The sequence below is a fragment of the Arthrobacter sp. 49Tsu3.1M3 genome (assembly GCF_900168135.1).
In the GTDB taxonomy this organism is placed as follows: domain Bacteria; phylum Actinomycetota; class Actinomycetes; order Actinomycetales; family Micrococcaceae; genus Arthrobacter.
In genome coordinates this window covers 329343-350570 of record NZ_FUZD01000001.1, presented here as the reverse complement: position 1 = coordinate 350570, position 21228 = coordinate 329343, and the positions used below count along the sequence as shown (strand labels likewise).

Annotated in this window: 23 protein-coding genes and 1 pseudogene; 12 read left to right on the top strand and 12 right to left on the bottom strand. The window is 68.2% G+C overall.

The window, feature by feature from the left end; translation table 11 throughout:
• Positions 1-73: 73 nt before the first annotated feature.
• Together B5X90_RS01720 and B5X90_RS01715 are read right to left on the bottom strand one after the other, a co-directional pair.
• Positions 74-460 carry an SHOCT domain-containing protein gene (locus B5X90_RS01720; RefSeq protein WP_079549774.1) on the bottom strand — a complete coding sequence of 129 codons (387 nt, stop codon included), beginning with the start codon at positions 458-460 and terminating at the stop codon, positions 74-76.
• Between the two features lie 94 nt (positions 461-554).
• Positions 555-998, bottom strand: a complete 444-nt coding sequence (locus B5X90_RS01715) for a hypothetical protein (protein WP_256860004.1) — start codon at positions 996-998, stop codon at positions 555-557.
• 282 nt (positions 999-1280) lie between these two features.
• Between B5X90_RS01715 and B5X90_RS01710 the strand changes: the two genes are divergently transcribed.
• Entirely contained in the window at positions 1281-2111 is an 831-nt protein-coding gene (locus B5X90_RS01710; protein WP_079549772.1) for a class II glutamine amidotransferase, read from the top strand.
• Positions 2112-2242: 131 nt separating this feature from the next.
• Here B5X90_RS01710 and B5X90_RS01705 read toward each other — a convergent pair whose 3' ends face one another.
• On the bottom strand, positions 2243-3748 hold the full coding sequence (locus B5X90_RS01705; RefSeq protein WP_079549771.1) for a hypothetical protein: 1506 nt from the start codon (positions 3746-3748) through the stop codon (positions 2243-2245).
• Positions 3749-4034: 286 nt separating this feature from the next.
• Positions 4035-4595 (bottom strand): potassium channel family protein, encoded by a 561-nt coding sequence (locus tag B5X90_RS01700; RefSeq protein ID WP_079549770.1) that lies wholly within the window; start codon positions 4593-4595, stop codon positions 4035-4037.
• Positions 4596-4744: 149 nt separating this feature from the next.
• Here B5X90_RS01700 and B5X90_RS01695 point away from each other — a divergent pair, with 149 nt between their 5' ends.
• From B5X90_RS01695 to B5X90_RS01685, 3 genes and pseudogenes are all read left to right on the top strand, one after another.
• Positions 4745-7387 (top strand): helix-turn-helix transcriptional regulator, encoded by a 2643-nt coding sequence (locus B5X90_RS01695; RefSeq protein WP_179129006.1) that lies wholly within the window; start codon positions 4745-4747, stop codon positions 7385-7387.
• 99 nt (positions 7388-7486) lie between these two features.
• Positions 7487-7939 (top strand): universal stress protein, encoded by a 453-nt coding sequence (locus B5X90_RS01690; RefSeq protein ID WP_079549768.1) that lies wholly within the window; start codon positions 7487-7489, stop codon positions 7937-7939.
• A 99-nt stretch (positions 7940-8038) separates the two neighbouring features.
• Positions 8039-9066, top strand: a pseudogene (locus tag B5X90_RS01685) (hypothetical protein).
• Positions 9067-9090: 24 nt separating this feature from the next.
• Here B5X90_RS01685 and B5X90_RS01680 read toward each other — a convergent pair.
• Together B5X90_RS01680 and B5X90_RS21475 are read right to left on the bottom strand one after the other, a co-directional pair.
• The gene (locus tag B5X90_RS01680) at positions 9091-9387 is read right to left on the bottom strand and encodes a hypothetical protein (protein ID WP_079549767.1); all 297 of its coding nucleotides are present in this window, start codon (positions 9385-9387) and stop codon (positions 9091-9093) included.
• 375 nt (positions 9388-9762) lie between these two features.
• The gene (locus B5X90_RS21475) at positions 9763-10056 is read right to left on the bottom strand and encodes a hypothetical protein (RefSeq protein ID WP_256860003.1); all 294 of its coding nucleotides are present in this window, start codon (positions 10054-10056) and stop codon (positions 9763-9765) included.
• Between the two features lie 317 nt (positions 10057-10373).
• Here B5X90_RS21475 and B5X90_RS21165 point away from each other — a divergent pair, with 317 nt between their 5' ends.
• Together B5X90_RS21165 and B5X90_RS01670 are read left to right on the top strand one after the other, a co-directional pair.
• Positions 10374-10529 carry a hypothetical protein gene (locus B5X90_RS21165; RefSeq protein WP_179129005.1) on the top strand — a complete coding sequence of 52 codons (156 nt, stop codon included), beginning with the start codon at positions 10374-10376 and terminating at the stop codon, positions 10527-10529.
• A 262-nt stretch (positions 10530-10791) separates the two neighbouring features.
• Complete coding sequence (locus B5X90_RS01670; protein ID WP_079549766.1) at positions 10792-11124, top strand: YegP family protein; 333 nt, start codon at positions 10792-10794, stop codon at positions 11122-11124.
• 72 nt (positions 11125-11196) lie between these two features.
• On the opposite strand, the gene B5X90_RS01665 is transcribed toward B5X90_RS01670, so the two are convergent.
• From B5X90_RS01665 to B5X90_RS01660, 3 genes are all read right to left on the bottom strand, one after another.
• Positions 11197-11463, bottom strand: coding sequence for a hypothetical protein (locus B5X90_RS01665; RefSeq protein ID WP_079549765.1), 267 nt, complete (start codon positions 11461-11463; stop codon positions 11197-11199).
• Between the two features lie 157 nt (positions 11464-11620).
• Positions 11621-11791 carry a hypothetical protein gene (locus B5X90_RS21160; RefSeq protein WP_179129004.1) on the bottom strand — a complete coding sequence of 57 codons (171 nt, stop codon included), beginning with the start codon at positions 11789-11791 and terminating at the stop codon, positions 11621-11623.
• Positions 11792-11893: 102 nt separating this feature from the next.
• On the bottom strand, positions 11894-12292 hold the full coding sequence (locus B5X90_RS01660) for a hypothetical protein (RefSeq protein ID WP_143264612.1): 399 nt from the start codon (positions 12290-12292) through the stop codon (positions 11894-11896).
• A gap of 611 nt (positions 12293-12903) precedes the next feature.
• Here B5X90_RS01660 and B5X90_RS01650 point away from each other — a divergent pair.
• From B5X90_RS01650 to B5X90_RS01635, 4 genes are all read left to right on the top strand, one after another.
• A complete protein-coding gene (locus tag B5X90_RS01650; RefSeq protein WP_143264611.1) occupies positions 12904-13410 on the top strand; it encodes a sigma-70 family RNA polymerase sigma factor in 507 nt (168 codons plus the stop codon).
• A complete protein-coding gene (locus tag B5X90_RS01645; RefSeq protein ID WP_079549762.1) occupies positions 13407-14123 on the top strand; it encodes an anti-sigma factor family protein in 717 nt (238 codons plus the stop codon). Before B5X90_RS01650 ends, B5X90_RS01645 begins: the two co-directional genes overlap by 4 nt.
• A gap of 142 nt (positions 14124-14265) precedes the next feature.
• On the top strand, positions 14266-16935 hold the full coding sequence (gene hrpB, locus B5X90_RS01640) for an ATP-dependent helicase HrpB (RefSeq protein WP_079549761.1): 2670 nt from the start codon (positions 14266-14268) through the stop codon (positions 16933-16935).
• Positions 16936-17075: 140 nt separating this feature from the next.
• Positions 17076-18299: a macrolide family glycosyltransferase gene (locus tag B5X90_RS01635; RefSeq protein WP_218670156.1), complete on the top strand. Its 1224-nt coding sequence runs from the start codon at positions 17076-17078 to the stop codon at positions 18297-18299.
• Between the two features lie 23 nt (positions 18300-18322).
• Here B5X90_RS01635 and B5X90_RS01630 read toward each other — a convergent pair whose 3' ends face one another.
• Entirely contained in the window at positions 18323-19012 is a 690-nt protein-coding gene (locus B5X90_RS01630) for an alpha/beta hydrolase family protein (RefSeq protein WP_079549759.1), read from the bottom strand.
• A gap of 104 nt (positions 19013-19116) precedes the next feature.
• Between B5X90_RS01630 and ligD the strand changes: the two genes are divergently transcribed.
• Both ligD and B5X90_RS21155 read left to right on the top strand, forming a co-directional pair.
• Positions 19117-20142, top strand: coding sequence for a non-homologous end-joining DNA ligase (ligD, locus tag B5X90_RS01625; RefSeq protein ID WP_079549758.1), 1026 nt, complete (start codon positions 19117-19119; stop codon positions 20140-20142).
• A 67-nt stretch (positions 20143-20209) separates the two neighbouring features.
• Positions 20210-20347, top strand: a complete 138-nt coding sequence (locus B5X90_RS21155) for a hypothetical protein (RefSeq protein WP_176803199.1) — start codon at positions 20210-20212, stop codon at positions 20345-20347.
• Here B5X90_RS21155 and B5X90_RS01620 read toward each other — a convergent pair.
• Both B5X90_RS01620 and B5X90_RS01615 read right to left on the bottom strand, forming a co-directional pair.
• On the bottom strand, positions 20337-20603 hold the full coding sequence (locus tag B5X90_RS01620) for a hypothetical protein (RefSeq protein ID WP_079549757.1): 267 nt from the start codon (positions 20601-20603) through the stop codon (positions 20337-20339). The genes B5X90_RS21155 and B5X90_RS01620 overlap by 11 nt on opposite strands.
• A 210-nt stretch (positions 20604-20813) precedes the next feature.
• The gene (locus B5X90_RS01615; protein WP_079549756.1) at positions 20814-21161 is read right to left on the bottom strand and encodes a hypothetical protein; all 348 of its coding nucleotides are present in this window, start codon (positions 21159-21161) and stop codon (positions 20814-20816) included.
• Positions 21162-21228 lie beyond the last annotated feature (67 nt).

Sequence of the window (21228 nt, the reverse complement as noted above, 5' to 3'; positions counted from 1 at the left end):
CCATATCTTAGAAGCCTGATGGCCTCGTGAATAGCGAGTTGGCCAGGCCTGCTCCTCGCGCGTCAGCCCGGAGTCAGACGACGATCTTGCTCTTGATCTGGGCAAACTCCTCCGCGCTGATGGTTCCCGCGTCCATGAGCGCCTTGGCTTTGGCGATCTCCTCGGTGGGGCTCTCGGTGGCGACACTGCGGATATAGGCATCTGTTTCCTGCTGGGACTTGCGGGCCCGCGCCATGGACCGCTCCGCCATGCCCTTGCCGCGGGCAATCATGTATGCCAGCACAGTCAGGAATGGAATGAAGACCAGAAGGACGATCCAGACGGCCTTCCACCAGCCGCTGAGCTCGTTGTCGCGGAAGAGGTCGCCGATCACCATGAACACTGCATACAGGAAAGCGACGATCGCATAGAAGACAAACAACCACCAGAGGACATCCCAAAAGTTCTCGAAGAAATTCATTTCGGCTTCCCTACTTTCACTTGAAGCGGCGTCGCCTACGAACGCAGCCTTGGATGGGAACGGGTTTCACCGCGGATATCCCGGAAGACCCGGACTAGCACTTGGCGTCATTCGAGAGATCGCTGATGGCGGCCTGCACGTTCGCCGCTTCGTCCTTGAGCGAGTTCGCCGCCTGTGACAGGGTGGCGTCGTTTGGAACGGAGTTCACGGCGGCTGTGAACTTCTGCTGGGCAGCTTTGACGGCGTCCACCCGATCCTTGGCGGCGTCGCTGGCCGCGTTGACCAGATCGTCGTAGCTCTTCTTAACTTGATCCCGGGCCGCCTGGATCTGGCCGATCGTAGCGCCTGACTTGAGGGTGTCCTTGAAATTCGTCAGGGCTGCTGAAAGGTCGGTGGCAGCAGCGCAAACCGGTGAAACGCTCGCCGCCGGGCTCGCGCTGGGGCTGCTGCTGGGTCCCGAGGTGGCGCAGCCGGCGAGCAGGGCGACCGCCGCCCCGAGCGCGAACACTCGCGCGAGGACTGATCTTGGTCTCGACATTGGACTCACCCCTCCATGGGCTTTCGCCTGGCAGCCCAATCACTGGCAGGTACCACCAGTGTTGGGTGATGGGCCCGCATGCGCGTCACCCGCCGGGGGTGATCCTTTCGCGCCGCTCTCCGTGCCGGGTGCGCCGCTGACCAGCGGGGACGCGACGCCGGGAACTGTCGAACACGGCTGGGACCCATTACCTCCCACCCGTCGGCCCGAATCACCCCGGGGTGATGATGTGCCCGCTCCGTCGCCGTGATGGACTGCTGTCCACAACAGAGGGAGGATGCCATGTGTCGTTGGCTAGCGTATTCGGGTTCGCCGGTGCAACTGGAGGAGCTGTTGTACAAACCCACCAACTCGCTCGTGATGCAGAGCAAGCACGCTCGAATGGGCGTTGAAACCACCAACGGGGACGGCTTCGGCGTTGGCTGGTACGGGTCCGCGCCGTATCCCGGGTTGTTCCACAGCACAGAGCCGGCCTGGAATGACCGCAACCTCCGCGAGTTGTCTGCCCAGGCGTCGGCCGGCCGGGTCTTCGCGCATATTCGGGCCTCGACCGGCTCGGCTGTCCAACAGACCAACTGCCATCCCTTCCGCCACGGCAGCTGGCTGTGGATGCACAACGGACTTATCCGGGAGTTCCCGACCGTGAAGCGCGACTTGGCCATGGCCGTTGAGCCATCGCTCTTCCCGCTGATCGAGGGAGCCACGGACTCAGAGCTGTTCTTTTTCCTCGCCCTGACCTTCGGGCTGGAGCAGGACCCGAGGGCGGCCGTGGCTGCCGCGGTTGGACTGATTGAAGACGTCGGCCGGCGCCACGGGATCGAGCAGCCGATCCAGATGACAGTGGCCACGACCGACGGCGACACCACCTGGGCGTTCCGCTACTCAAGTGAACGGCAGTCCCGGTCGCTGTTCCACAGCACCGACGTCGCGACCCTTCGCGTCCAGTACCCGGACAACCCGTTGCTTCATGACCTGGCGGACAACGCGCGCCTGGTCGTCTCCGAACCGCTGGGGGATCTCCGCGGGGCGTGGCGGGAAGTGCCCGAGGCTACCTGCGTGGTGGTGCACGGCGCCGGCGAGGACCTGTTCCCGTTCTCGCCGACCGCCCCTTAGTCCCGCCCCTGGTCTCGCCGACCGCCCCCTGGCGCCGGCGGCTGCGGCCCGCTCAGTGTCGGCGGCGGGTGCCGCTGCCGCGCTGCGCCGGCTGGCGCGGCGCTAACTGGTGGTCCGGTCCCGCCGGTCCTTCACGCGCCGGTTCCTCCGGCTTCGGGCGCCCGGGGGATGGGTGTCGTGGGATACGTGTCATCGGGAGGGCCGCCCGCGGTGACCGACTCACCGCCTGGCTCGCCGCCGGACTCGACTCTGGTCTCACCGCCGGGCTCGACGCCGGGCTCGCTTCCGGGTTCGGCGCCCGGCACGCCGGCTACGGCCGGCCGGCACAGCAGTTCGACTACGAGAATGACCAGCACGGCCAGGACGGCCGTCCAGATGGCGACGGCCGCCGTCGGGTCCTGCCAAAAGATCAGCACCAGCACGGCGATGCCGACGACGGTGGCTTCGATGATCCGCCGGTAGCGGGCCAACCAGACCTGCCATGGCTTGGCCTGGCCGCCACCGATCTTGCCGGTGATATAGTCGCCCGCAGTCGCCAGGCCGTGCCGGACATATTCCGCGGGACGCGAGTGGCCGCCCAGGAAAGCTGCCAGGGCGATCAGCAGTCCCACGACGAAGACAAGGCGCAGGCTGGTGCGCAGCGGTACCAGTAGTGCCCCGACCAGGCTTTCGGCCGCGTCGGGGGAGACGGCACTGGACGGAATCGAGTTCAGGACGTAACTCCGCCCGATCACCAGGGCCAGCGCCAGCACCGCCATCGACACCGCCACGGCCAACCCCACTCCGCTCGTCGTGCTCCGTCTCCGGCCGCGGGGGGCAACGGCAATGGCGCCCACGGCGCTGAGCACCGTCAGCCAGGCCAAGATGGGGCCGAGCCGGTCCAGGGTCCGGATAGTTTCCGTGGCACGGACCAGTTCAGGAGACTGGAACAGGGCGATCTGCGCATCAACTTCCGGGATCCTTGAGGCGATGTCCACCCCTTGCTGGACAAGGAGGGTCTTGACCCGGGCGATGATCTCTTTCGTGGAAATCGACACCGTGCCGTTCTCATCAATACTGACCGTGCCTCCCGTGCTTCCCGTGGCAAGGTTGACCAGCCCCTGGTGCGCGACCCGGTTCACCTGGATCCAAAGGTCCTGGAACTGCGGTGTCGCCACAAATCTGGCAACGGCGGTATGGATGAGCGATTTGGTCTGCTCCGCAAGCATCGGGGCCAGCCCGGTGAGCACGGCCGCCACGCGGGGCGCCGTTTTGGCGAGCTCGTTCAGGGCATCCCGCGTGATGGTCTGGAAGTCCGCGGCGTCGGTGATCTGTTGGGTGACCTTGTCGGTGATTTCGGCCTGGATCGCCGGATCCGAGGCCAACGGTGCGACAGTGGCCACGTAGCGATCGGTGTCGATGACTTCGCTGCGCAGGTAAAGGGCCGGAACTGTCGCGAAGGCCAACAGGCCAGTGAGAACCACCAGCACGATTGCCACAATGCGCCGGGCCAGCCCCGGATGCCGCACGGACGGCCTAGGGGGTGCCTTGCGGGCAACGTCCCGTTCCTGCTGGAGGCGGGCGACTTCGGCCCGTAACCGCAGAATTTCTTCCTGTTCCGGGCTAGCGGGGCCAGCGGGCTGATCGTTCAGCGACATGAGGGGATCCGCCTTAGCTTGTGTTCCGCGGCTGGGCATTCACGGCTATTTTCATTGTTCACTCGGCGTGCCGGTCCAGCCCCACCCACACAGGGTGATCTGTCACGCCGGGGAAACGCCCGCTATGGCCGTCCCTACGGGGCGGACGCCGCGCGTCGGACGTGCGGATCGGCGCACCGAACCCCGGCGCTGCCAACGGTGTGCGGGTAAAGGCCCTTTCATATCCCGCGAAATTTCAGCCGGCCGGTCTGCTGTCATCCGTTTTGGGTGATGACGGCGGCGGGTTTCAGGATTCGCCGCCCAGACGCCGCCCGGCCGCGAAGAACGCCACTTTTGCGATCAATAGGAGTGCGCCCAAATCGGCAATCATTTGGACGGACACGACTCCCCTCGCCAGCTGGCTTACCGGCGTAATGTCCCCGAACCCGACGGTGGCAAACGTGGAAGTGGTGAAGTAAAGGGCATCGGTTCGGCTCAGGGGCTCGCTAAACGCCGCCGCAGATGTGATTGACATTGATGTGTAAAGCAGCGCGAAGAGACACAGAAACATCAACAGGGTTTCGGCGACAGCCGCGGCCGCCCGAACCCTCGGAATATGCGCCACGAGTATCAGCCGCAATTGAATCGCCAGGACTGCGAAAAAGACCAGCACGACACCCGCCAGGCGGACCCAGGCGCCCGCGGGATCGGCGTCGTTGAATCCCCCGACGGGAATAAGGAAATACAGGGCGAGGACCACAACCGAAAATGCGATGAGCCGTGCAATCGCGAAAATAATGACCCGCCTGCGGTCGGCCTTGTCGAGGTCATGAAGGAAAATCGGGTCTGTCGGGCTGCCGTGCTTCATAGGCATGACTGATGATACAGCCGGGGATGCAATTCGAGCCGCGCCACAATCGGGTCGCCCTAATCGCCGTGTTTTCGCGCTATGGAGCGGCGCACAAGGGGTCTTTGCGCCCTGTTGGTGCCCTTTTGCCCCCACCTAGCATGTGGAATGTGAGAGATAGGCTAGAAGTCGAATGGGTACCGGGTCCGCAGTTCAAGATCCGCCCGCCTGTGCGTGGTCTCGGAGCGTTGGAGCGCCCACGTCTGGAAAGCGCCCTGTCCGCGGCCGCAGATTCGCACCGCCTGACCCTCGTCGCGGCCCCGGCCGGCTACGGCAAGTCCACGTTCCTGGGTGATTGGGTCCGCAAGTGCGATCTGCCGTGCGCATGGCTGTCGCTGGACCGGTTCGACACGCAGCCCGCGCGGCTGTTTCACGGCGTCGTTGGGGCGATCCAGTCCGCGGCGAGCAAACTGCCGTTGCCCGGAACCGACGCCCTCCTTGCTCTTGACCCGAGCCTTGCCCACGACAGGGCGGCCTCCTACGACCTTCTCCTCGGGGCACTCGAGCACCTCACCGAACCGATTGTCCTGGTGATCGATGACGTCCATTTGGCCGGACCGGGGCTGGCGAACGGAATCGTCGGGGTGCTCGCCGCATCGGCACCCCCCTCACTGAGGCTGGTTCTCTCGGGACGCGGCCATACGTCCATCCAGCTCGAAAGATTCCGGTACGGCGAGGGACTGGGTGAACTTCGCGCCGCCGAACTGGCCTTCACGCTGGAGGAAGTTGCCCAGTTCGCCAGTGCGCTGGGACAAGATCAAACGTTCGACGCCGGGTCGCTGTGGAAGATGACTGCCGGCTGGCCGGTGGCCGTCCACGCCAGCCTCGTCTCGTTGGCGCAGGCGCGCAACGTGCCGCTTGCAACGCCAGGCTCCGCCCCGACGCATGTCCCGCTCGCCGACTACGTCGCAGAAGAGATCCTCGACCAGATCGAACCGTCGCTGGCCGAATTCATTCTCAGGGCCACTACCAGCGACTGGCTGGGCCGCCGGCTCGCCGTCGAACTCGAAGGCCGTCCCCACGGCGGCGTGCTGCTTGAGGAATGCCTCCGTAACGGGCTCTTCATCGAGGAGCACGAATACCGTGCGGGCGAATCGATGTTCCGGTGGCATTCCCTCTTCGCGGCGCAGTGCCGGCGCATCCTGCAGCGGCGCGACCCTTTGCTCGCCGAGCGCCTGCACCGCGTGGCGGCACGGTACTACCAGGACGTCGACGTCGTCGAGTGCGTCGCCCAGGCGCTGCAAGGACGCGCACCCCGGCAGGCCGTGATTTCCCTCGGCGCCCATTGGCTCGAATTCCTGCTCGGAAACGACGTGCAGACCCTTGAACGGCTGTGCCTGGACCTCCCAGCACCGTGGGGCGAGGATCCAGAGATCCTGATGATCCGATCGGTCTGCCGTGCCCTTTCCGGCGACGGCACCGCCGCGGCCGAGCTCACCGACCGGGCGCTGTCGCGGACCTTCGCGCTGGACGCAATTCGACGCCGGAGACTGGACAGTTACCGGGCGCTCTATGAGCCGCTGCCTGCCGACGGCCGCCTGGACTTGCACACCGAGACGGTCGACGGCCGGTCGACGACGGACATTTCAGGAGATGGCCGCTCCAGTTCCTTCTCGACAGGACTCTTCCTGCTGGCGCAGGCGGAGTTCCGGCTGCACCGCACCGGCGAACTTGCGACGGCGCTGCTCCAGGCAACGGGGGCCACGGCCAACCCGGAACAGCTGGAAGCCGTGGAAATCTGCGCCCAGGCCGAACTCGCGTTGGCTCACTCCATCGCCGGTGACCTCGTGAGCGCCGACGAACTTGGCACGGCGGCGTTGGAACGGGGAGAGGCGCTGGGTTGGAATTCGCGGCAACGGATGGCTCCGGCCTGGCTGGCCCGTGGCATCGCGTGCTACTGGAATGACGATCTGAAGGCTGCGCGGACGTGTCTGACCAAGGCGCAGCGATTGGGCAGCGAGCTGTTCCCGACGGGTCCGCTCAGCGCCATCTATCGGGTTTTGGTTGATTGCGCCGCTGGCGACCTGGCCCGCTTGGCCGACTCCAGTGCGGCGCTGGAGTCCTTTCACGGGCGGGGACGGTACGCCGTGTCATGGAATGCCCTGGACACCATCGCGGTGGCGAAAATTGCCGAAGCGAGGGGCGACCGGGACGGAGCTTTGCGGACCGTCCAACCACTGGGTGCCGGGGGGCACGGCGCATTGGCGGATACGCTGCTGGCGGAGTTGCTGCGCCGCGAAGGGGACACCGCCGCTTCCCAACGCTGTGCCGAGTCACTGGCCGACCGCCGCGGCAGCTCATATATCGACACCTGCCTGAGCCTGACCGAGGCGATCATGGCCCATGGGTCCGGAGACGCTGCGGCGGCACACGAGCGGATTGAACATGCGGTCCTCCGTGCCGAGCCTGAAACCGTCTTGCGTCCTTTCGCCGAACGCAGAGAGGAACTGGCGGATCTGCTCGTGGAGCACGCTGTATGGGGCACCGCGCACGAGTCGTTCATCGCAGCGCTGATGGCACGCGAGACACAGGGTGAGACCCGCCTTCGTGCGCAGTCCTACTGGAACCTGACCGAACGCGAACGCGAAGTCCTTTCCTACATGCGCTCAATCATGACCGCGGCTGAAATTGCCGAGGCGCTGTACATTTCCGTGAACACGGTCAAGACCCACGAACGGTCCATTTACCGCAAACTCGGGGCGGTAAGCCGGCGCGACGCGCTCAAGACGGCCGCCAAGCGTGGCATCGTCTGAACCCCGCGGCGGCCTTGCTGGCCTTCGCGGCGAGGCACCGGCCCCGGATGGGGTCAGAGGCCCCTAGGCGCCGCAAACCGGCAGTGAAAGTCTGGAACCATGAAAAAAGTTGATCCCTTTGTGATCGTGATCGGATTTGACGGCTCGAAACAATCACATGAGGCCCTGGCGTGGGGTGTTGAAGAGGCCCGGTACCGCAGTGCGGAGCTCCGGGTCCTGACTGTCTGGAACAAGGCGCCAATGGCGTGGTATCCGGCGATGCTGGAAACGGCGGCAGGCGAAATCGTGGCGGAGGACTCCCCGGAGCAGCAGGCTGAAGCGCTGAGCGCCGAGGCGGCGAAATCCGCCGTGGGCGTCAATGTCGTGACGCGGACCATCAAGAACGACTCAGCGGCGTCGGCAATACTTGAGGCCGCACGGGAAGCGGACCTGGTGATCGTCGGCTCCCGCGGCCACGGCGGTTTCGCCGGGCTGCACATCGGATCGGTTTCCGCCCAGGTGGCCAGCCACTCTCCGTGCCCTGTCCTGGTGATCCGGCCGAAGACTTTCTGAGCGTCCGGGCCGATGGCCACGGACATCCGCCGGCAATGCCTGGTGGGGCCCGGCTGTGAGCACCCGATGCCGGCGAGCCGGGAGCGCTACTATCGGCGTATGAGCGTCGTGGACTGGCTGATGGATTCGGATCCTTCCCTTCGTTGGCAGGTTTGCAGGATCTCAGCAGCGCCGCGCCCGGGGTCGTTACCGCAGAGCGCGCGCGGGTAGCGACCGAAGGCTGGGGTGCGCGCCTGCTGGCATTGCGGGACGAAGACGGCCAATGGGCGCATGGCGCATATTTCCCCGCCCAGAGCGACGGCCCCGAGAGCGACGGCCCCGACGGCGACCACCCCGACGGCGACCGGCCAGAGGGCAGCGGTGCGGATGATGCCGGCGGTGACACACGTTGGGACCGCGTCCCCCAGCCGTGGACCGCCACAACGTACAGCTTGCTCCTGCTGCGTGACTTCGGGATCGACCCGCGAAGTGAGCAGATGCGCCAGACCATAGCGCTGGTCAGGGCCAACTGCCGCTGGGAGGAGGGCGGTCAGCCGTATTTCCACGGCGAGGTGGAGCCGTGCATCAATGGTATGACGGTGGCGCTCGGCGCCTACTTTGGTCAGGATGTCGACGGCGTCGTCTCCCGGCTTGTCGGCGAGCAACTGGGCGACGGCGGGTGGAACTGTTGGGCGGAGTCCGGCGCCGTGGTGTCCTCGGCCGCCACGACGATCAACGTCCTCGAAGGCCTCCTGGCCCACGAACGGGCCACGGGCGGCTCGGCGCAGTCTGTGGACGCGCGGCGCCGGGGCGAGGAGTATCTGCTGGAGCGGGGCCTGTTCCGACGCAAGAGCACGGGCGCGGTCATAGAGCCGGCTTGGCTGACGTTCTCCTTCCCGACCCGCTGGCACTACGACGTGCTCCGTGCCCTGGACTACTTCCGTTCGACGGGGGAGCCTCCGGACCCGCGCGTGGCCGAAGCCGTGGAGTTGCTCCGGTCAAAGCAGCAGCCCGACGGGACGTGGTTGCTCGAAAACACGCATCCCGGGATCGTCCATTTCCCGGTTGATGACGGTGACGGCCGGCCCAGCCGGTGGAACACCCTCCGCGCGTTGCGTGTACTCGACTGGTACGGGCGCGCCGTCTGACGTGGCTGTGCGGGGTACGTGCTGCTAGGGCAGAACCGTGTAGAGGTCGATCACCGTCTCTTCGGGCGGAGCGGCGAAGCCGCCCTCAATACCCGCCTGCATCCGGGGCATGAGGATCGTGTCCCGGAATTTTTCCCAGCTTTCTTTCGATTCGTGGACTGCCATGATCGTCCAGCCACCCTCGGATGCCCCGCCGGCATGGAAGATCTGCCCCTCTGGCAGGAGCCCCGCGCCTGGATGGACGGCTGCAAGCGACGCCTCGTATTGTTCCTTGGTGCCTCCCGGGAAGAAGTGCACGATTCCGTAGGGCGTGGTGGCCATAACAAACTCCTAAGGGTGGTGGATTGGACTGGACAAGGCCAGTCCTAGACGCCGCCACCGGGCATGTCAAGGGCTCGCGGAAGCAGGCGGGGGTCCGGGGAGCCGAGGGCAGCCCGGCGTCCTGCCGGAAAGACGGTGCCACCCGTTCGACGTCCGGGAACGTCATGCCGAATTCGGCGCCCACCGCCGTGTACTCCTGCAGGCTGGGCTTGCGGCCGGGGGTGACAGGCGGGACGTGCGAATCGATGGGTGTGCCGACGCGTTCGTAGTAGGCCTCGGCGCCGCCGGGGGTCATCCAGTTCAGGAACCGGGTGTAGCTTGCCATCCGGTACGCGTGCGGGGTTCCCGGCGGGATCACCACGGAATCCCCGGGAGTCAGGATGCGGCTTCGCCCGGCAGCCAGACGTGCAGGATGCCGTCGAAGACATACAGCGTTTTGTGTTCCACCGCGTGGCTCACAAACGGCGATTCGGCCCCCATGCCGCCGGAGATGTAGGCGGCGCTGAAAGTGCCGCCGGTGTCCGCCGCCCGGTCGATCACCGTGACCAGCTGGCCGTTGATTTCATAGCGGGCGCATTCGCCCGATGCCATGTAGTACGGGACGGCGTCGCCCGGCAGCACATTCGCCAACGGGAGCTCTTTGTTCATTTCCTCAACGCTGAGGGACATCGCATCCTTCTTTCCTGTCTGTGGAGCGCGGGCTGCCCAAGACTGCCCCCGATTCTCCGCCGCGGCGACCTCCATTTCCAATGGATAAAACATTTCTGCCCGTCGCTCCGGGGTGTCCGGCGCCAAAAGCCGTTGGCGGCGGCCTGCGGGCGGTCACGGCTAGGCGCCCGTGGGCTTTCGCCGATACGGTCCAAAGTCCCTGTTTTGGTGTCAGTGCTCCCGGCTAGTCTTGCGTGAGGCGCATGGCGGTCCGTAATGCGAGCCGGTGCGCCTCCAGCCAAGAAACAATGGGGGGTACGTTGTCCAACGATTCAGTCATGACCTGGCTTCCCGGCGACGCAGGCCGCAGCGCGGCAGCCGAGCCTTCCGAGCGGAGCGACGCCGTCGCCCCCTCCTGGGACCGCGTCATCCCGCAAGGGTCTCCCGGCGCCAGCCACGGTGACTACTGCCGCGACCATTGGCCGCCCCTGTAAGGGGAACCGCGGTGGGCGGCAGTGTTCCTGCCCGCGGCGGACCCGACGGCGGTTGCGCGCGCACGGCTGTTGGCTTCTATTTACCTGGTATTTACGTGACTTGCCTTGTGGGCGTTCCACGTCCGCGGCGAGACTTTAATGACGGGCTGACATCATCCGTTCAGCCGCAGGGACAAACCAAACCAGCGGGCACAGCGACGCCTTCCTCTTCACCTGTGGCAATGATGCCCGGACGGGGAGCCCGCGAATCGGGAGGATCGTCATGGCCGGCACATTTGAACTCTTCGTTGACGCCGATGCCTGCTTCAGGTTTCGGCTCCGGGCACCGGACGGGGCAGTACTGGCCGTGTCAAAGGGCTTCGCGGACAAGCCCGCAGCGGTTGCCGGCATCACCGCGGTGCGCGAGTATGCCGGCATGGGGCTGATAAGTGATCTGTGCCCGGAGTCGCCGGCAACTCCGGCAGCACCGCGGCCGAGAAGCACTCCGACGCCGGTGCCCGGCGTCGACCGGCGGGTGCACGACAACGACCTGCGGATCCGCGCCCGGGCCCTCCGTCGCCCGGCGCACGGGCCGGGCGCGGTAGGCGTCGGCTGATCCGGCAGGGCGCACGGCGACCCGGCCGCGGCCGACCGGCCCAGGCGGACGTTGGGTGGCCAGGGGCCGCCGCTACGGCTCCATTCCGGCGTACACCGGAACGAACTCGATCTTGTTCGCGGGCTGGACCGTCTTCTTGGGCGCCCGCGAGAACCCCTTGGCATCCAGGTGGTTCTGCGCCCGGTACTCTGCCAGGGCCTCGTCGTAGATGCCGTTGAGCCGGTGCCCGGAATAGACGTGTTGTGAGCCATCCGTGAACGTGATGCTGATGAGCGACTTTTCCGGGAAATGCCGGTTCATACGGATGAACCCCTCGGCGTCCTGCTTGAGATTGATCATGTGGTTCCCACTTTCGTGATCGAGTTGATCCAGTCTCCCGCCTTCGCTGTGACTAAACCAACCGGCGACTAAACCAACCGGCGACTAAACCAACCGGCCAAGACCAACTGGCCCCATCCAACGGTCCAGGCCACCCTGCCCGACGGGGGGCGTGCCCCTATTCGGGGGCATACGCGTCCACCGCTTGCTGCAGCACGGTGCTGAAGCGGTCCCAGGAATCGGCCGGGGTGGCCACGACCAGGACGCTGCTTCCCCGGGTTCCTGCAACGAGGCAGGCTATTTCACGGTATTTGTGGGCACCGATCCGCGTCACATAGGTGTCTTCCACGCAGGAACCGGTGCCTCCCCGGAACCCCATTCCGGCGCGGTACTGCAGCCGGCTCGCGGAGGCGGCGTTCTCGCCCGTGAGATGGGCCAGCCGGAATTCGAGTCAATTGGCCAGGGACTCGTCACCCTGTTGCGGCGTGGCATTGAGATAGATCTGAAGGACCCCGTCGGGGGCGGTGACGGTCGCGGACACGCTGCCGGGGTCGCCCGGCACGGGAGCGGCGTCAGGTGGGATGGCCAGCACGGCTGTAGTGTCAGGAAGCTCCAGTGGCTGCCATCCTGCCGGGGCCGGTCCGGAACGGAACCAGGCGAACGGGGTGGGGCCGGAGGTGGGCGCCGCCGTCTGGTTCCCGGCCGGACTGCCGCACGCGCTGAGGGCCAAGGCCGCCAGCGCCGCCGGCACTCCGAGCAGGAGCCCCCTGCCGGGGCGCTGCCCAAGCGCCCCGTGGCCGTTACCTGTTGCCGTCACCGTCGTCCGGTCCTCCGTTGTTGTCGGCGTCATGATCATTTCCGCCCGGCATCCGGGCGGGCGGCGGAACCATGGGCCGCGGAGCCGGTGGAAGGACGCGCCGCGGGGCGGGCGCCGGCGGCCGGATCATTTGGACCGGGGCCGCCGGGACCACGGTCGCCGGCGGGGCCGGCCCGACGGGCGGGGCGACAGTTGACGGCGGGGCCGGCCCGACGGGCGGGGCGACAGTTGACGGCGGGGCCGGCACGACGGGCGGGGCGACAGTTGACGGCGGGGCCGGCACGACGGGCGGGGCGACAGTTGACGGCGGGGCCGCGTTGTTGGCGGGGTCCTTGGGCGATGGCAGGGGGTTCCCTGTCGCAGGAACTGACGGGACTGTGTAGGGGGCCGGTGCCGGCGTTGCTGTGTGCCCGGCGTAGCGGGCCCCCAGCAGCAGGATGGCGCCCAACGCCGCGGCGGCACTCGCCGAGCGACGAATCTTCATTGTGCTCTCCTCGGGGATGGCCGGCCAGGGGCAGCCGGACCTGTCCCTACAACGGTTCCGGCAGCCTGCAGGTTCAACGCGGGCTGCGGCCATTGACCGCAGCCAGGCGCAAGTGAACTGTTTGCCGCCCGGCGTCGTCCTACCTCCAAGGAGGCTGAAAATGTCCGATCAGGAGGCAGAGTTACTGCGTTCGTTGCAGGAGGCTTACGCCCCGGCGCTATGGCGGTTCGTCATGGGAATGACCTGTGACAGCGCCCTGGCAGACGACATCGTGCAGGAAACGCTGATCCGGGCATGGAAACACCCGGCGATTCTGCAGCGCCCGGAGACGGCGTTGCAGGCCTGGCTGTACACGGTCGCCCGCAACCTCGTCATCGATGACCGGCGCAGCGCCCGCCGCCGGCACGAAACGGGAACAGACCAGCTCCCTGAGATTCCGGAGACGGACCGGGTCGACAGGATCCTGGACGGGTGGCTTGTCTCAGATGCGCTCGCCGGGCTGTCCGCCGAGCACCGGGCCGTCGTCATTCATTCGTACTATTTGCGCGAGACGACCGCCGAGATCGCGCAAAATCTTCAAGTGGCCGAGGGAACGGTGAAGTCGCGCCTGCACTACGCGCTGAGGGCGATGCGGCTGGCCCTGCAGGAGGGAGGCGTGACGCCATGAACCAGAACGGAACCGATGAGTACCGGCGCTGGGATGCCGCGTACGTGCTGGGATCCCTCGTCTCTTCCGAGCGGCGCGAGTTCGAGGAGCACCTGTCCGGATGCGTGGGTTGCAGGGCCGCCGTCGCCGAACTTGCCGGACTGCCGTCGCTGCTGGCAGCACTCTCACCCGAGGAAGCCCAGTCCCTCGGGCGGCCCGACGGCGAACGGCCGACGCCGAAGTTGCAGCCCGGGCTGGCGAATAAGGTCCAGCGCGCACGCCGGCGCACCCGCCTGGCCGTCGCCGGGCTCATGCTGGGCGCCGCTGCCGCCGCAGGCGCGGTTTACGTTGCGGTCACGCCGTCCCCGCCACAGGCCGCCCAGATCCACGCCGTATCCGCGACGGCCCTGAACTTCACGCCGGTCGCCGACAGTGCCCTGGCGGCCACCGGAACCCTGACCACGCAGCCGTGGGGAACGCAGATCGACTGGAAGTGCACGTACACGCCGTCCCCGGCCGACTACGCTCTGCCGGGCCGTCTCCACACGCCGGAGGAGTACGGATTGGTGGTTGTCGACTCCCGCGGTGCCACGACCCAGGTGGCCACCTGGACGGCAACGCCGGGGACAGTCGCGACGCCGACGGCAACCACGGTTGTCCCGAGAGCCGATATCCGCAGCATTGAAATCCGTGCCGTCGCGAGCGGCAGGACGCTGCTGGCCGCGCACCCGTAGCGCCGGCGGCCGCACCCGTGCACGCGCCGGCGGCCGCACCCGTGCACGCGCCGGCGGCCGCCCCCGTGCACGCGCCGGCGGCCGGATTGGCGGCGCGGCCCCGGATGGAGGGCCAGGACTCCATTGCAGGGACAATGGAGGCGTGACTTCCGCGACCGCACCCCTGGACCCAGCCTGCTCGAAGGGGCTCTTCGACCTCGTCGCCATAGGGGCGGCCCTGGCTTTTGCGGAATCGCTGGGAGCCCTCGCAGCGGCATTGCAGGCCCGTGGTGCGGGGGCGTCCGCAGTGGTGCAGGCGCCTCCGGGTACGGGCAAGACGACACTGGTGCCGCCGCTGCTCGCCAACATCGTCTCCGGCGCGAGGGGCGGGCGCCCGCGGATCGTGGTCACCCAGCCGCGCCGCGTCGCTGCCCGTGCGGCCGCCCGGCGCCTGGCCGCCCTGGACGGCACCCGGCTCGGCGACCGTGTGGGCTACACGGTCCGCGGGGAACGCCAGACGGGCCCGGGTACTGTGATCGAGTTCGTGACCCCCGGCATCCTGCTGCGCCGCCTCCTCGCGGACCCGGGGCTCGAAGGCACGGACGCCGTGATCCTCGATGAGGTCCACGAACGGGGGCTGGAGACCGACCTCCTCATTGGCATGCTCGCCGAAGTCCGACAGTTGCGCGGCGACCTCGCCTTCGTCGCCATGTCGGCCACCCTCGATGCCCCCCGCTTCGCCGCCCTGATCGGCGAGGCAGCGGACGGAAACGACGACGGCGGCCGCCCGGCACCGGTCATCGACTGTCCGTCCGCGCTGTTTCCGCTGGACGTGGAGTGGGCACCCGCGTCGGCGCCGCGGCTGGATGAGCGGGGCGTGGCCCGGGCCTTCCTGGACCACGTGGCCGACACGGCAGCGGCCGGGCACGCGGCCGCGCTGGCGGGCGGACGGGACCTGGACGCCCTGGTGTTCGTTCCCGGCGCGTGGGAGGTTTCCTACGTGGCCGCGCGGCTCCGCGGGCGGAGCCGCGCTGAGATTCTGGAACTCCACGGCCAGGCCCCGCCGGCGGAGCAGGACCGCGCCGTCTCCGGGCGTGAGCCCGGCGGGACTGCCCGGATCATCGTTTCCACCGCACTCGCCGAGTCCTCCCTCACTGTTCCGGGCGTCCGGCTGGTCATCGATTCCGGGCTGTCCCGTGAGCCGCGGCGCGACGCCGGCCGCGGAATGTCCGGCCTCGTGACGGTGTCCTGCTCCCGGGCGTCCGCGGACCAGCGTGCCGGCCGCGCCGCACGCCAGGGCCCGGGCACGGTGATCCGCTGCTATGACCAGCGGGCCTTTGGCGCCGCCCCGGCGCACCCTACGCCGGAGATCGCGGCTGCTGACCTGACCGGCGCCGCCCTGGTCCTGGCCTGCTGGGGAGCCCCCGGGGGCCGTGGACTGGCGCTGCCTGACGCGCCGCCCCGGGCCGCGATGGACGAGGCCGTCGAAGTGCTGCGGGAACTCGGCGCCGTCACCCAGGACGGTCACGCAACCGAGGTGGGCAAGACCCTTGCCCGGGTCCCGACTGACCCCCGGCTGGCCCGCGCCCTGCTGGACGGCGCCGCCACGGTGGGCCACCGCACGGCGGCCGAGGCCGTCGCCCTGGTCTCGGGGGACCAGCGCGCACCGGGCGCAGACCTCACCAGGCTGCTTGCCGCGCTGCGGACGGGCCGTGATCCCGGATCCCGGCGCTGGGCGGAGGACGTCCGGCGGATGGAGTCAATCGCCCGCCAGGAATCCACCGGTGCCGGGCACGAGGAGCCAGCCGGCGCCGCGCCTGCTGGGACCGTTGGTGCGGCTGAGGCGGTCGGGTTCGTCGTCGCCCTGGCCTTCCCGGACCGGGTGGCGCGACGAGTTCCGGGCGAGGGGCCGGCACAGTACCTGCTCACGTCCGGAACCCGGGCCGGGTTGCCGGCCGGCAGCCCCCTGTCCGGATACGAATGGCTGGGAGTGGCCGAAGTGACCCGCGCACAAGGACGCGACGCCGCGGGGACCGGTGCCGTCATCCGCTCGGCGGCGCCGCTGACCGCCGACACCGCAGAGGCCGCCGCCGGCAATCTCCTGAGCGACACGCTGCAGGCGCGCTTTAGCCAGGGCCGGGTCTCGGCCCGGCGGGAGCGCCGTCTGGGCGCGATCGTGCTCTCGTCCTCCCCGGTACGGCCTCCCGCGGAGGAGGGCCGCGCAGCTGTGGCCCGCGCCCTGGCCAGTGAGGGGCTGGCCACCATCGGCTGGTCGAAAGCGGCGGACGGCCTGCGTCGCCGTCTTGCCCTGCTGCACCGGGAGCTGGGCGGGGCATGGCCCGACGTTTCCGAGCCGGCGCTGCTGGCCCGGCTGGAGGACTGGCTGGCCCCGGAGCTCGCTGCGTTGGCGGGCGGGGCATCCACCGGCGGGATCGACCTCGCAGGCCCGCTGAGCCGGCTGCTGCCGTGGCCCGAGGCGGCACGGCTGGGCGAACTGGCACCCGAGTCGCTGGCAGTCCCCAGCGGATCCCGCATCCGGATCGACTACCCGGACGCGGCCGACGCCACCGGCCGGCCCGTGGTGGCCGTCAAGCTGCAGGAGTGCTTTGGCTGGGCCGAGACGCCGCGGCTGGCCGACGGGCGCGTGCCGGTGCTGTTCCACCTGCTCTCGCCGGCCCGCCGGCCCTTGGCCGTGACAGATGATCTCGCATCCTTCTGGTCCGGGCCCTACGCCCAGGTCCGGGCCGAAATGCGCGGTCGCTATCCGCGGCATCCGTGGCCTGAAGACCCGTGGACGGCGCCCGCGACGGCCCGGACCAAGCCGCGGAACTGACGCCGGACTCCGCAGCCGGGTGAGCACTCGCGCCGCCCGGGCAACAGGGGCATGATGAAGGAGCACGACGCCGGCGGCCCTCCTGGCCCGCGGGACGCCGGGCAAACAGGAACTCAGCCACGCGATGAAGAGTGATGGCCATGCACCTTGCGTTCGTCTCCATTCCCGCCTACGGACACGTGAACCCGACCCTGCCGCTCGTGGCAGAGCTCGTGGCCCGGGGGCACAGGGTCACATACTTCACGTCCGAAGACTTCGGACCGCTGATCCGCAAGACCGGCGCGGACTTTCACGCGTCCGGCGGGAACTGGATGGCATCGATGCCCGCCCTGGGGCCCGGGCAGCGGGCACAGGCGCACCTGATGCTGCCGATAATGAACCGCGTGTTCGACGACCTCAGAACCAGCTTTCCGGCGCTGGTGGATCAACTCCGCCAGGACCCGCCGGACGCCATCTGCTTTGACGCGATGACGCTCAGCGGCAGCATGGCGGCGGAAAAGATCGGTGCCCCGGCCATTGCCCTCATGCCCACCTATGCCACCAACGAGCACTTCTCGCTGAGATCGCTGATGCCTGCCCCGCCACCGGAGGGCGCCGATGAGATGGCCAAGGTTGCGCTGGCCATGGGCCGATTGCTGGCGGAGTTCGCGGCCGGGCAGGGCGTGCGGACACCGCGGATGTTCGATGGTCCGCCTGCGCCGTTCAACATTGTGTTCCTACCCCGCGAATTCCAGCCCATGGGGGCGACCTTCGATGACCGGTTCCGGTTTGTGGGTCCCAGCGTCGGCGGCCGGGACAGCGACGGCGACTGGGAGCGTGAGGGAACGGGACCGCTGTTGTTCATTTCGCTGGGCACCACCCCGCTGAACCGCCGGCCGGACTTCTTCCGGATGTGCCATGATGCCTTCGGTGGAAGCGAGTGGGACGTCGCGATGGCCGTCGGGGACCAGACCAGCCTGGCCGATCTCGGAACGATTGCGCCGAACGTCCGGGCCCGGCCGTTCTTCCCGCAGGTGCAGGTACTGCGCCAGACCGCCGTCTTCATCACCCACGCCGGCATGAATTCGACCATGGAAGCGCTGTATTACGCCGTCCCGATGGTGGCCGTGCCCCAGCAGCCGGAACAGGCGGCCACCGCCCGCCGGCTGGAAGAACTGGGTCTTGGCATGCGCCTTTCGCCGGAGGACGTCGGGTCCGACGCGCTCCGGGCCGCGGTGACCGCGGTCCATACGGACGCGCGGGTCCGGCGCAACCTGGCCGCGATGCACGATGTTGTCCGCAACGCAGGAGGGGCCGTGGCTGCCGCAGACGCCATCGAGGCGCATGTGCAGCACGGGGCGGGCCGGTTCGGCGACGTCGGTTAGGCCGGGCCGTGACGCCAGACCGGTCAGGGCAGCGCGGCCCCTGTCTTATCGCCGTGGGTCTTCAGGAAGCCGGCGACCGTCGCCGCCAGTGACGCCCCCGCCTCGTCGGCGCTGCGCTTCACCCCGGCAACGGCAAAGGAGTGGTCGCCGCCCTCGCGCCACTCCACGGTCGCGGACGGTCCAATTTTGGCCGCCACGGCCTCCAGCAGTTCCGGGGTGGCGAACGTGTCCCGCGTGCCCTGCAGGAAGAGCATCGGCAGCGTCAGCCCGTAGAGGTGCTCGTCGCGGAGCTTTTCCGGTTTCCCCGGCGGGTGCAGCGGGTAGCCCAGATAGACCAACCCGGCGGCAGGCATGCCTTCCGCGACGGCCATTGAGGCCATGCGTCCGCCGAACGACTTCCCGGCGGCCCACAACGGCCGGCCTGCGGAACGGGATGCGGCGGCGTCCATGGCCGCCCGCCAGGTAGCGATGGCAGCCGGCGGCCGGTCCGGGAATTTTCGTCCTGCCTCGCGGTAGGGGAAGTTGAAGCGCAGGGTGGCCACGCCGAGTTCGTTCAGGGCGCGGGTGAAGCCCACAAGGAACGGATGGTCCATTCCCGCCCCGGCGCCGTGGGCAACAACCAGGGTTGCGAAGGAGTCCTCGGGGCCGGCAAAGACGCCCGAAATTGCGGCGTCGCCGACTTCGAGGGTGATCGGGAACTCGGGCGTTGTCATGTGTCCATCATGCCGGGTGGAACGGCTGTTCCGCTGCGCTCTGCACACTGCACTGCGTCGGCTGCGCTCTTCAACTGTCCACGCCGCCGGGGTAGGTTGTCCCCATGGCCAAGGAAGAAGTCCACCTCACCGTCAGCGGTCCGCACGGCGACCGGGAATTGCGGGTGTCCAGCCCGGCGAGGGTCGTCTGGCCCGGCCCGGGACTGACCAAGCTGGACCTGGCCCGGTACATGGTCGACGTCGGGGACGCCTTCCTGGCCGCGAACGGGGACCGGCCGGTAACGCTCCAGCGGTTCAAGGACACGGTGGACGGCGAGCAGTTCTTCTCCAAGAACCCGCCCAAGGGTGCCCCGGACTTCATCCGCGCCGTCGACGTCGTCTATCCCAGCGGACGCACGCATCCCCAGCTGGTCATTGACGAAATCGCCGCCGCGGTGTGGGCGGTGCAGATGAATACGGTGGTCTTCCACCCCTGGGCCTCCCGGGCCGGCAAACCGGATTATCCGGACGAGGTGCGGATCGACCTCGACCCGCAGCCCGGGATCGGGTTCGCCGAGGCCGTTCCGGTTGCACGGGAGTTGCGGCGCGTCCTCGCGGAGGCCGGGCTGGAGGCCTTCATCAAGACCTCGGGCAACCGCGGGCTTCACGTCTTTGCCCCGATCGAGCCGACCCGGGAGTTCCTGGACGTGCGCCACGCCGTCATCGCGGCAGCCCGCGAACTCGAGCGTCGGATGCCCGCGCAGGTCACCACCGCGTGGTGGAAAGAGGAACGCGGCGCCCGCATCTTCGTCGACTTCAACCAGGCGAACCGCGACCGCACGATCGCGGGGGCGTACAGCCCGCGCGCCCTCGCCAACGCGACGGTGTCGTGCCCGATCCGCTGGGAGGAGCTCGCGTCCGTCGATCCGGCCGACTTCACGATCGCCACCGTGCCGGAGCGGCTCAAAGCCTCCGGCGACCCCTGGGAGGAGATGCACGCGGGCGTCGCGGGTTCCGTCGATCTTCTGCTGGAATGGTGGAACAGGGACCTCGAGGCCGGGCTGGGGGAGCTGCCGTTCCCGCCGGACTTCCCGAAGATGCCGGGGGAACCGCCGCGGGTGCAGCCCAGCCGGGCGCGCAACAGCGGCTGAGGCAGCCCGCGCGGACGGGCAACAGCCGCCGGCCCATCCGTAGCCGCGCCCGCATCGAATTACCTGCATGAGCAAGTCGGAGAAGAAAAACCTGCGGTATTGCGACTACTACTGCTTCATGTCGCTGAAGGACTTCGCGGCCTGGGTCGACGCCGACGACGACCGGGAACCCGCCATGTCCTACGCCGCGCCCCCTACCAGGTAAGCTCCTGGGCCTTAATTTCGTAGTGGCCGTCCCGCTCGGTGAACGTGGCCCGGTACCCGCGTTTGACCCCGTTAACCACCATCTGGCAATCCGTGTGCGTGTTGACCCTGATGTCCGGGAAGTTCTTGCACTCCACTTCGGAAATCGTGACCCCGGGGTCCGTGGGTTTGGCGCGGGCCTTGATCCGCTCGGCCAGAACCTTGCCGCTGGTCTGCGGATCGAAGACCACCACCGACGGCGGGGCCGTCGCCGTCACCGTGGTTGTCGGGCCCGGTATGGCCGGGGGAGCGCCGCAACCCGTCATCAGGAGCGCCGCACCCAAGCTTGCTGCACATGCAGTTCTGAATAAGTTCATCGTCGATCAAGTCCGTCCGACGCCCGACCACTGGGCTGCCCGAGACCCAGGCTGCCAGACCCAACGATGCCCGGACGGACTTGGGGAATCCTTGGCCCTGCGGCCGCGGTGCTAGCGGTGGGAACGGACGGTGCGAAGGATGCCGCGGATCGACATGCCGACGGCGCACACCAGAGGGGCCAGCGCCACCAGAACGACGACCGTGTTGGGCCGGAACGTCATGCCGCCCGAGGAGCCCTTGGCGTAGACGCCCAGGGGCAAGACGAAGCCGCCGCCCCCGCCTCCACTTCCGCCGCTGCCGGGCTGGCCGTCTTCCGGGCTGCTGCCTCCGCCGAAGCCGAAGGACACCACCGCTACCGGGACGATCTCTTCTCCTGCGATGTTCACGGCGGGACCGTAGGCCCGGGACACACCGACATTCTTGAACGTGTCCACGAGGGACGAGAAAGACTCAGACATAGGACACACCATAGGCAACAGCACCCCCAAGCGCCAGAGCCGCCCGCCCCCGATGCCTTGGAAGGCG

What these genes read in the sequence shown, in the direction of transcription:
- B5X90_RS01670 (WP_079549766.1), top strand. Translation starts at nt 10,792, where the DNA reads ATGGCCGGCACATTTGAACTCTTCGTTGACGCCGATGCCTGCTTCAGG.
- B5X90_RS21155 (WP_176803199.1), top strand. Translation starts at nt 20,210, where the DNA reads ATGAGCAAGTCGGAGAAGAAAAACCTGCGGTATTGCGACTACTACTGC.
- B5X90_RS21165 (WP_179129005.1), top strand. Translation starts at nt 10,374, where the DNA reads ATGACCTGGCTTCCCGGCGACGCAGGCCGCAGCGCGGCAGCCGAGCCT.
- B5X90_RS01690 (WP_079549768.1), top strand. Translation starts at nt 7,487, where the DNA reads ATGAAAAAAGTTGATCCCTTTGTGATCGTGATCGGATTTGACGGCTCG.
- B5X90_RS01705 (WP_079549771.1), bottom strand. Translation starts at nt 3,748, where the DNA reads ATGTCGCTGAACGATCAGCCCGCTGGCCCCGCTAGCCCGGAACAGGAA.
- B5X90_RS01635 (WP_218670156.1), top strand. Translation starts at nt 17,076, where the DNA reads ATGCACCTTGCGTTCGTCTCCATTCCCGCCTACGGACACGTGAACCCG.
- B5X90_RS01710 (WP_079549772.1), top strand. Translation starts at nt 1,281, where the DNA reads ATGTGTCGTTGGCTAGCGTATTCGGGTTCGCCGGTGCAACTGGAGGAG.
- B5X90_RS01700 (WP_079549770.1), bottom strand. Translation starts at nt 4,595, where the DNA reads ATGAAGCACGGCAGCCCGACAGACCCGATTTTCCTTCATGACCTCGAC.
- B5X90_RS01650 (WP_143264611.1), top strand. Translation starts at nt 12,904, where the DNA reads ATGTCCGATCAGGAGGCAGAGTTACTGCGTTCGTTGCAGGAGGCTTAC.
- B5X90_RS01680 (WP_079549767.1), bottom strand. Translation starts at nt 9,387, where the DNA reads ATGGCCACCACGCCCTACGGAATCGTGCACTTCTTCCCGGGAGGCACC.
- B5X90_RS01665 (WP_079549765.1), bottom strand. Translation starts at nt 11,463, where the DNA reads ATGATCAATCTCAAGCAGGACGCCGAGGGGTTCATCCGTATGAACCGG.
- B5X90_RS01720 (WP_079549774.1), bottom strand. Translation starts at nt 460, where the DNA reads ATGAATTTCTTCGAGAACTTTTGGGATGTCCTCTGGTGGTTGTTTGTC.
- B5X90_RS01630 (WP_079549759.1), bottom strand. Translation starts at nt 19,012, where the DNA reads ATGACAACGCCCGAGTTCCCGATCACCCTCGAAGTCGGCGACGCCGCA.
- B5X90_RS21475 (WP_256860003.1), bottom strand. Translation starts at nt 10,056, where the DNA reads ATGTCCCTCAGCGTTGAGGAAATGAACAAAGAGCTCCCGTTGGCGAAT.
- ligD (WP_079549758.1), top strand. Translation starts at nt 19,117, where the DNA reads ATGGCCAAGGAAGAAGTCCACCTCACCGTCAGCGGTCCGCACGGCGAC.
- B5X90_RS01660 (WP_143264612.1), bottom strand. Translation starts at nt 12,292, where the DNA reads ATGACGCCGACAACAACGGAGGACCGGACGACGGTGACGGCAACAGGT.
- B5X90_RS01715 (WP_256860004.1), bottom strand. Translation starts at nt 998, where the DNA reads ATGTCGAGACCAAGATCAGTCCTCGCGCGAGTGTTCGCGCTCGGGGCG.
- B5X90_RS01645 (WP_079549762.1), top strand. Translation starts at nt 13,407, where the DNA reads ATGAACCAGAACGGAACCGATGAGTACCGGCGCTGGGATGCCGCGTAC.
- B5X90_RS01615 (WP_079549756.1), bottom strand. Translation starts at nt 21,161, where the DNA reads ATGTCTGAGTCTTTCTCGTCCCTCGTGGACACGTTCAAGAATGTCGGT.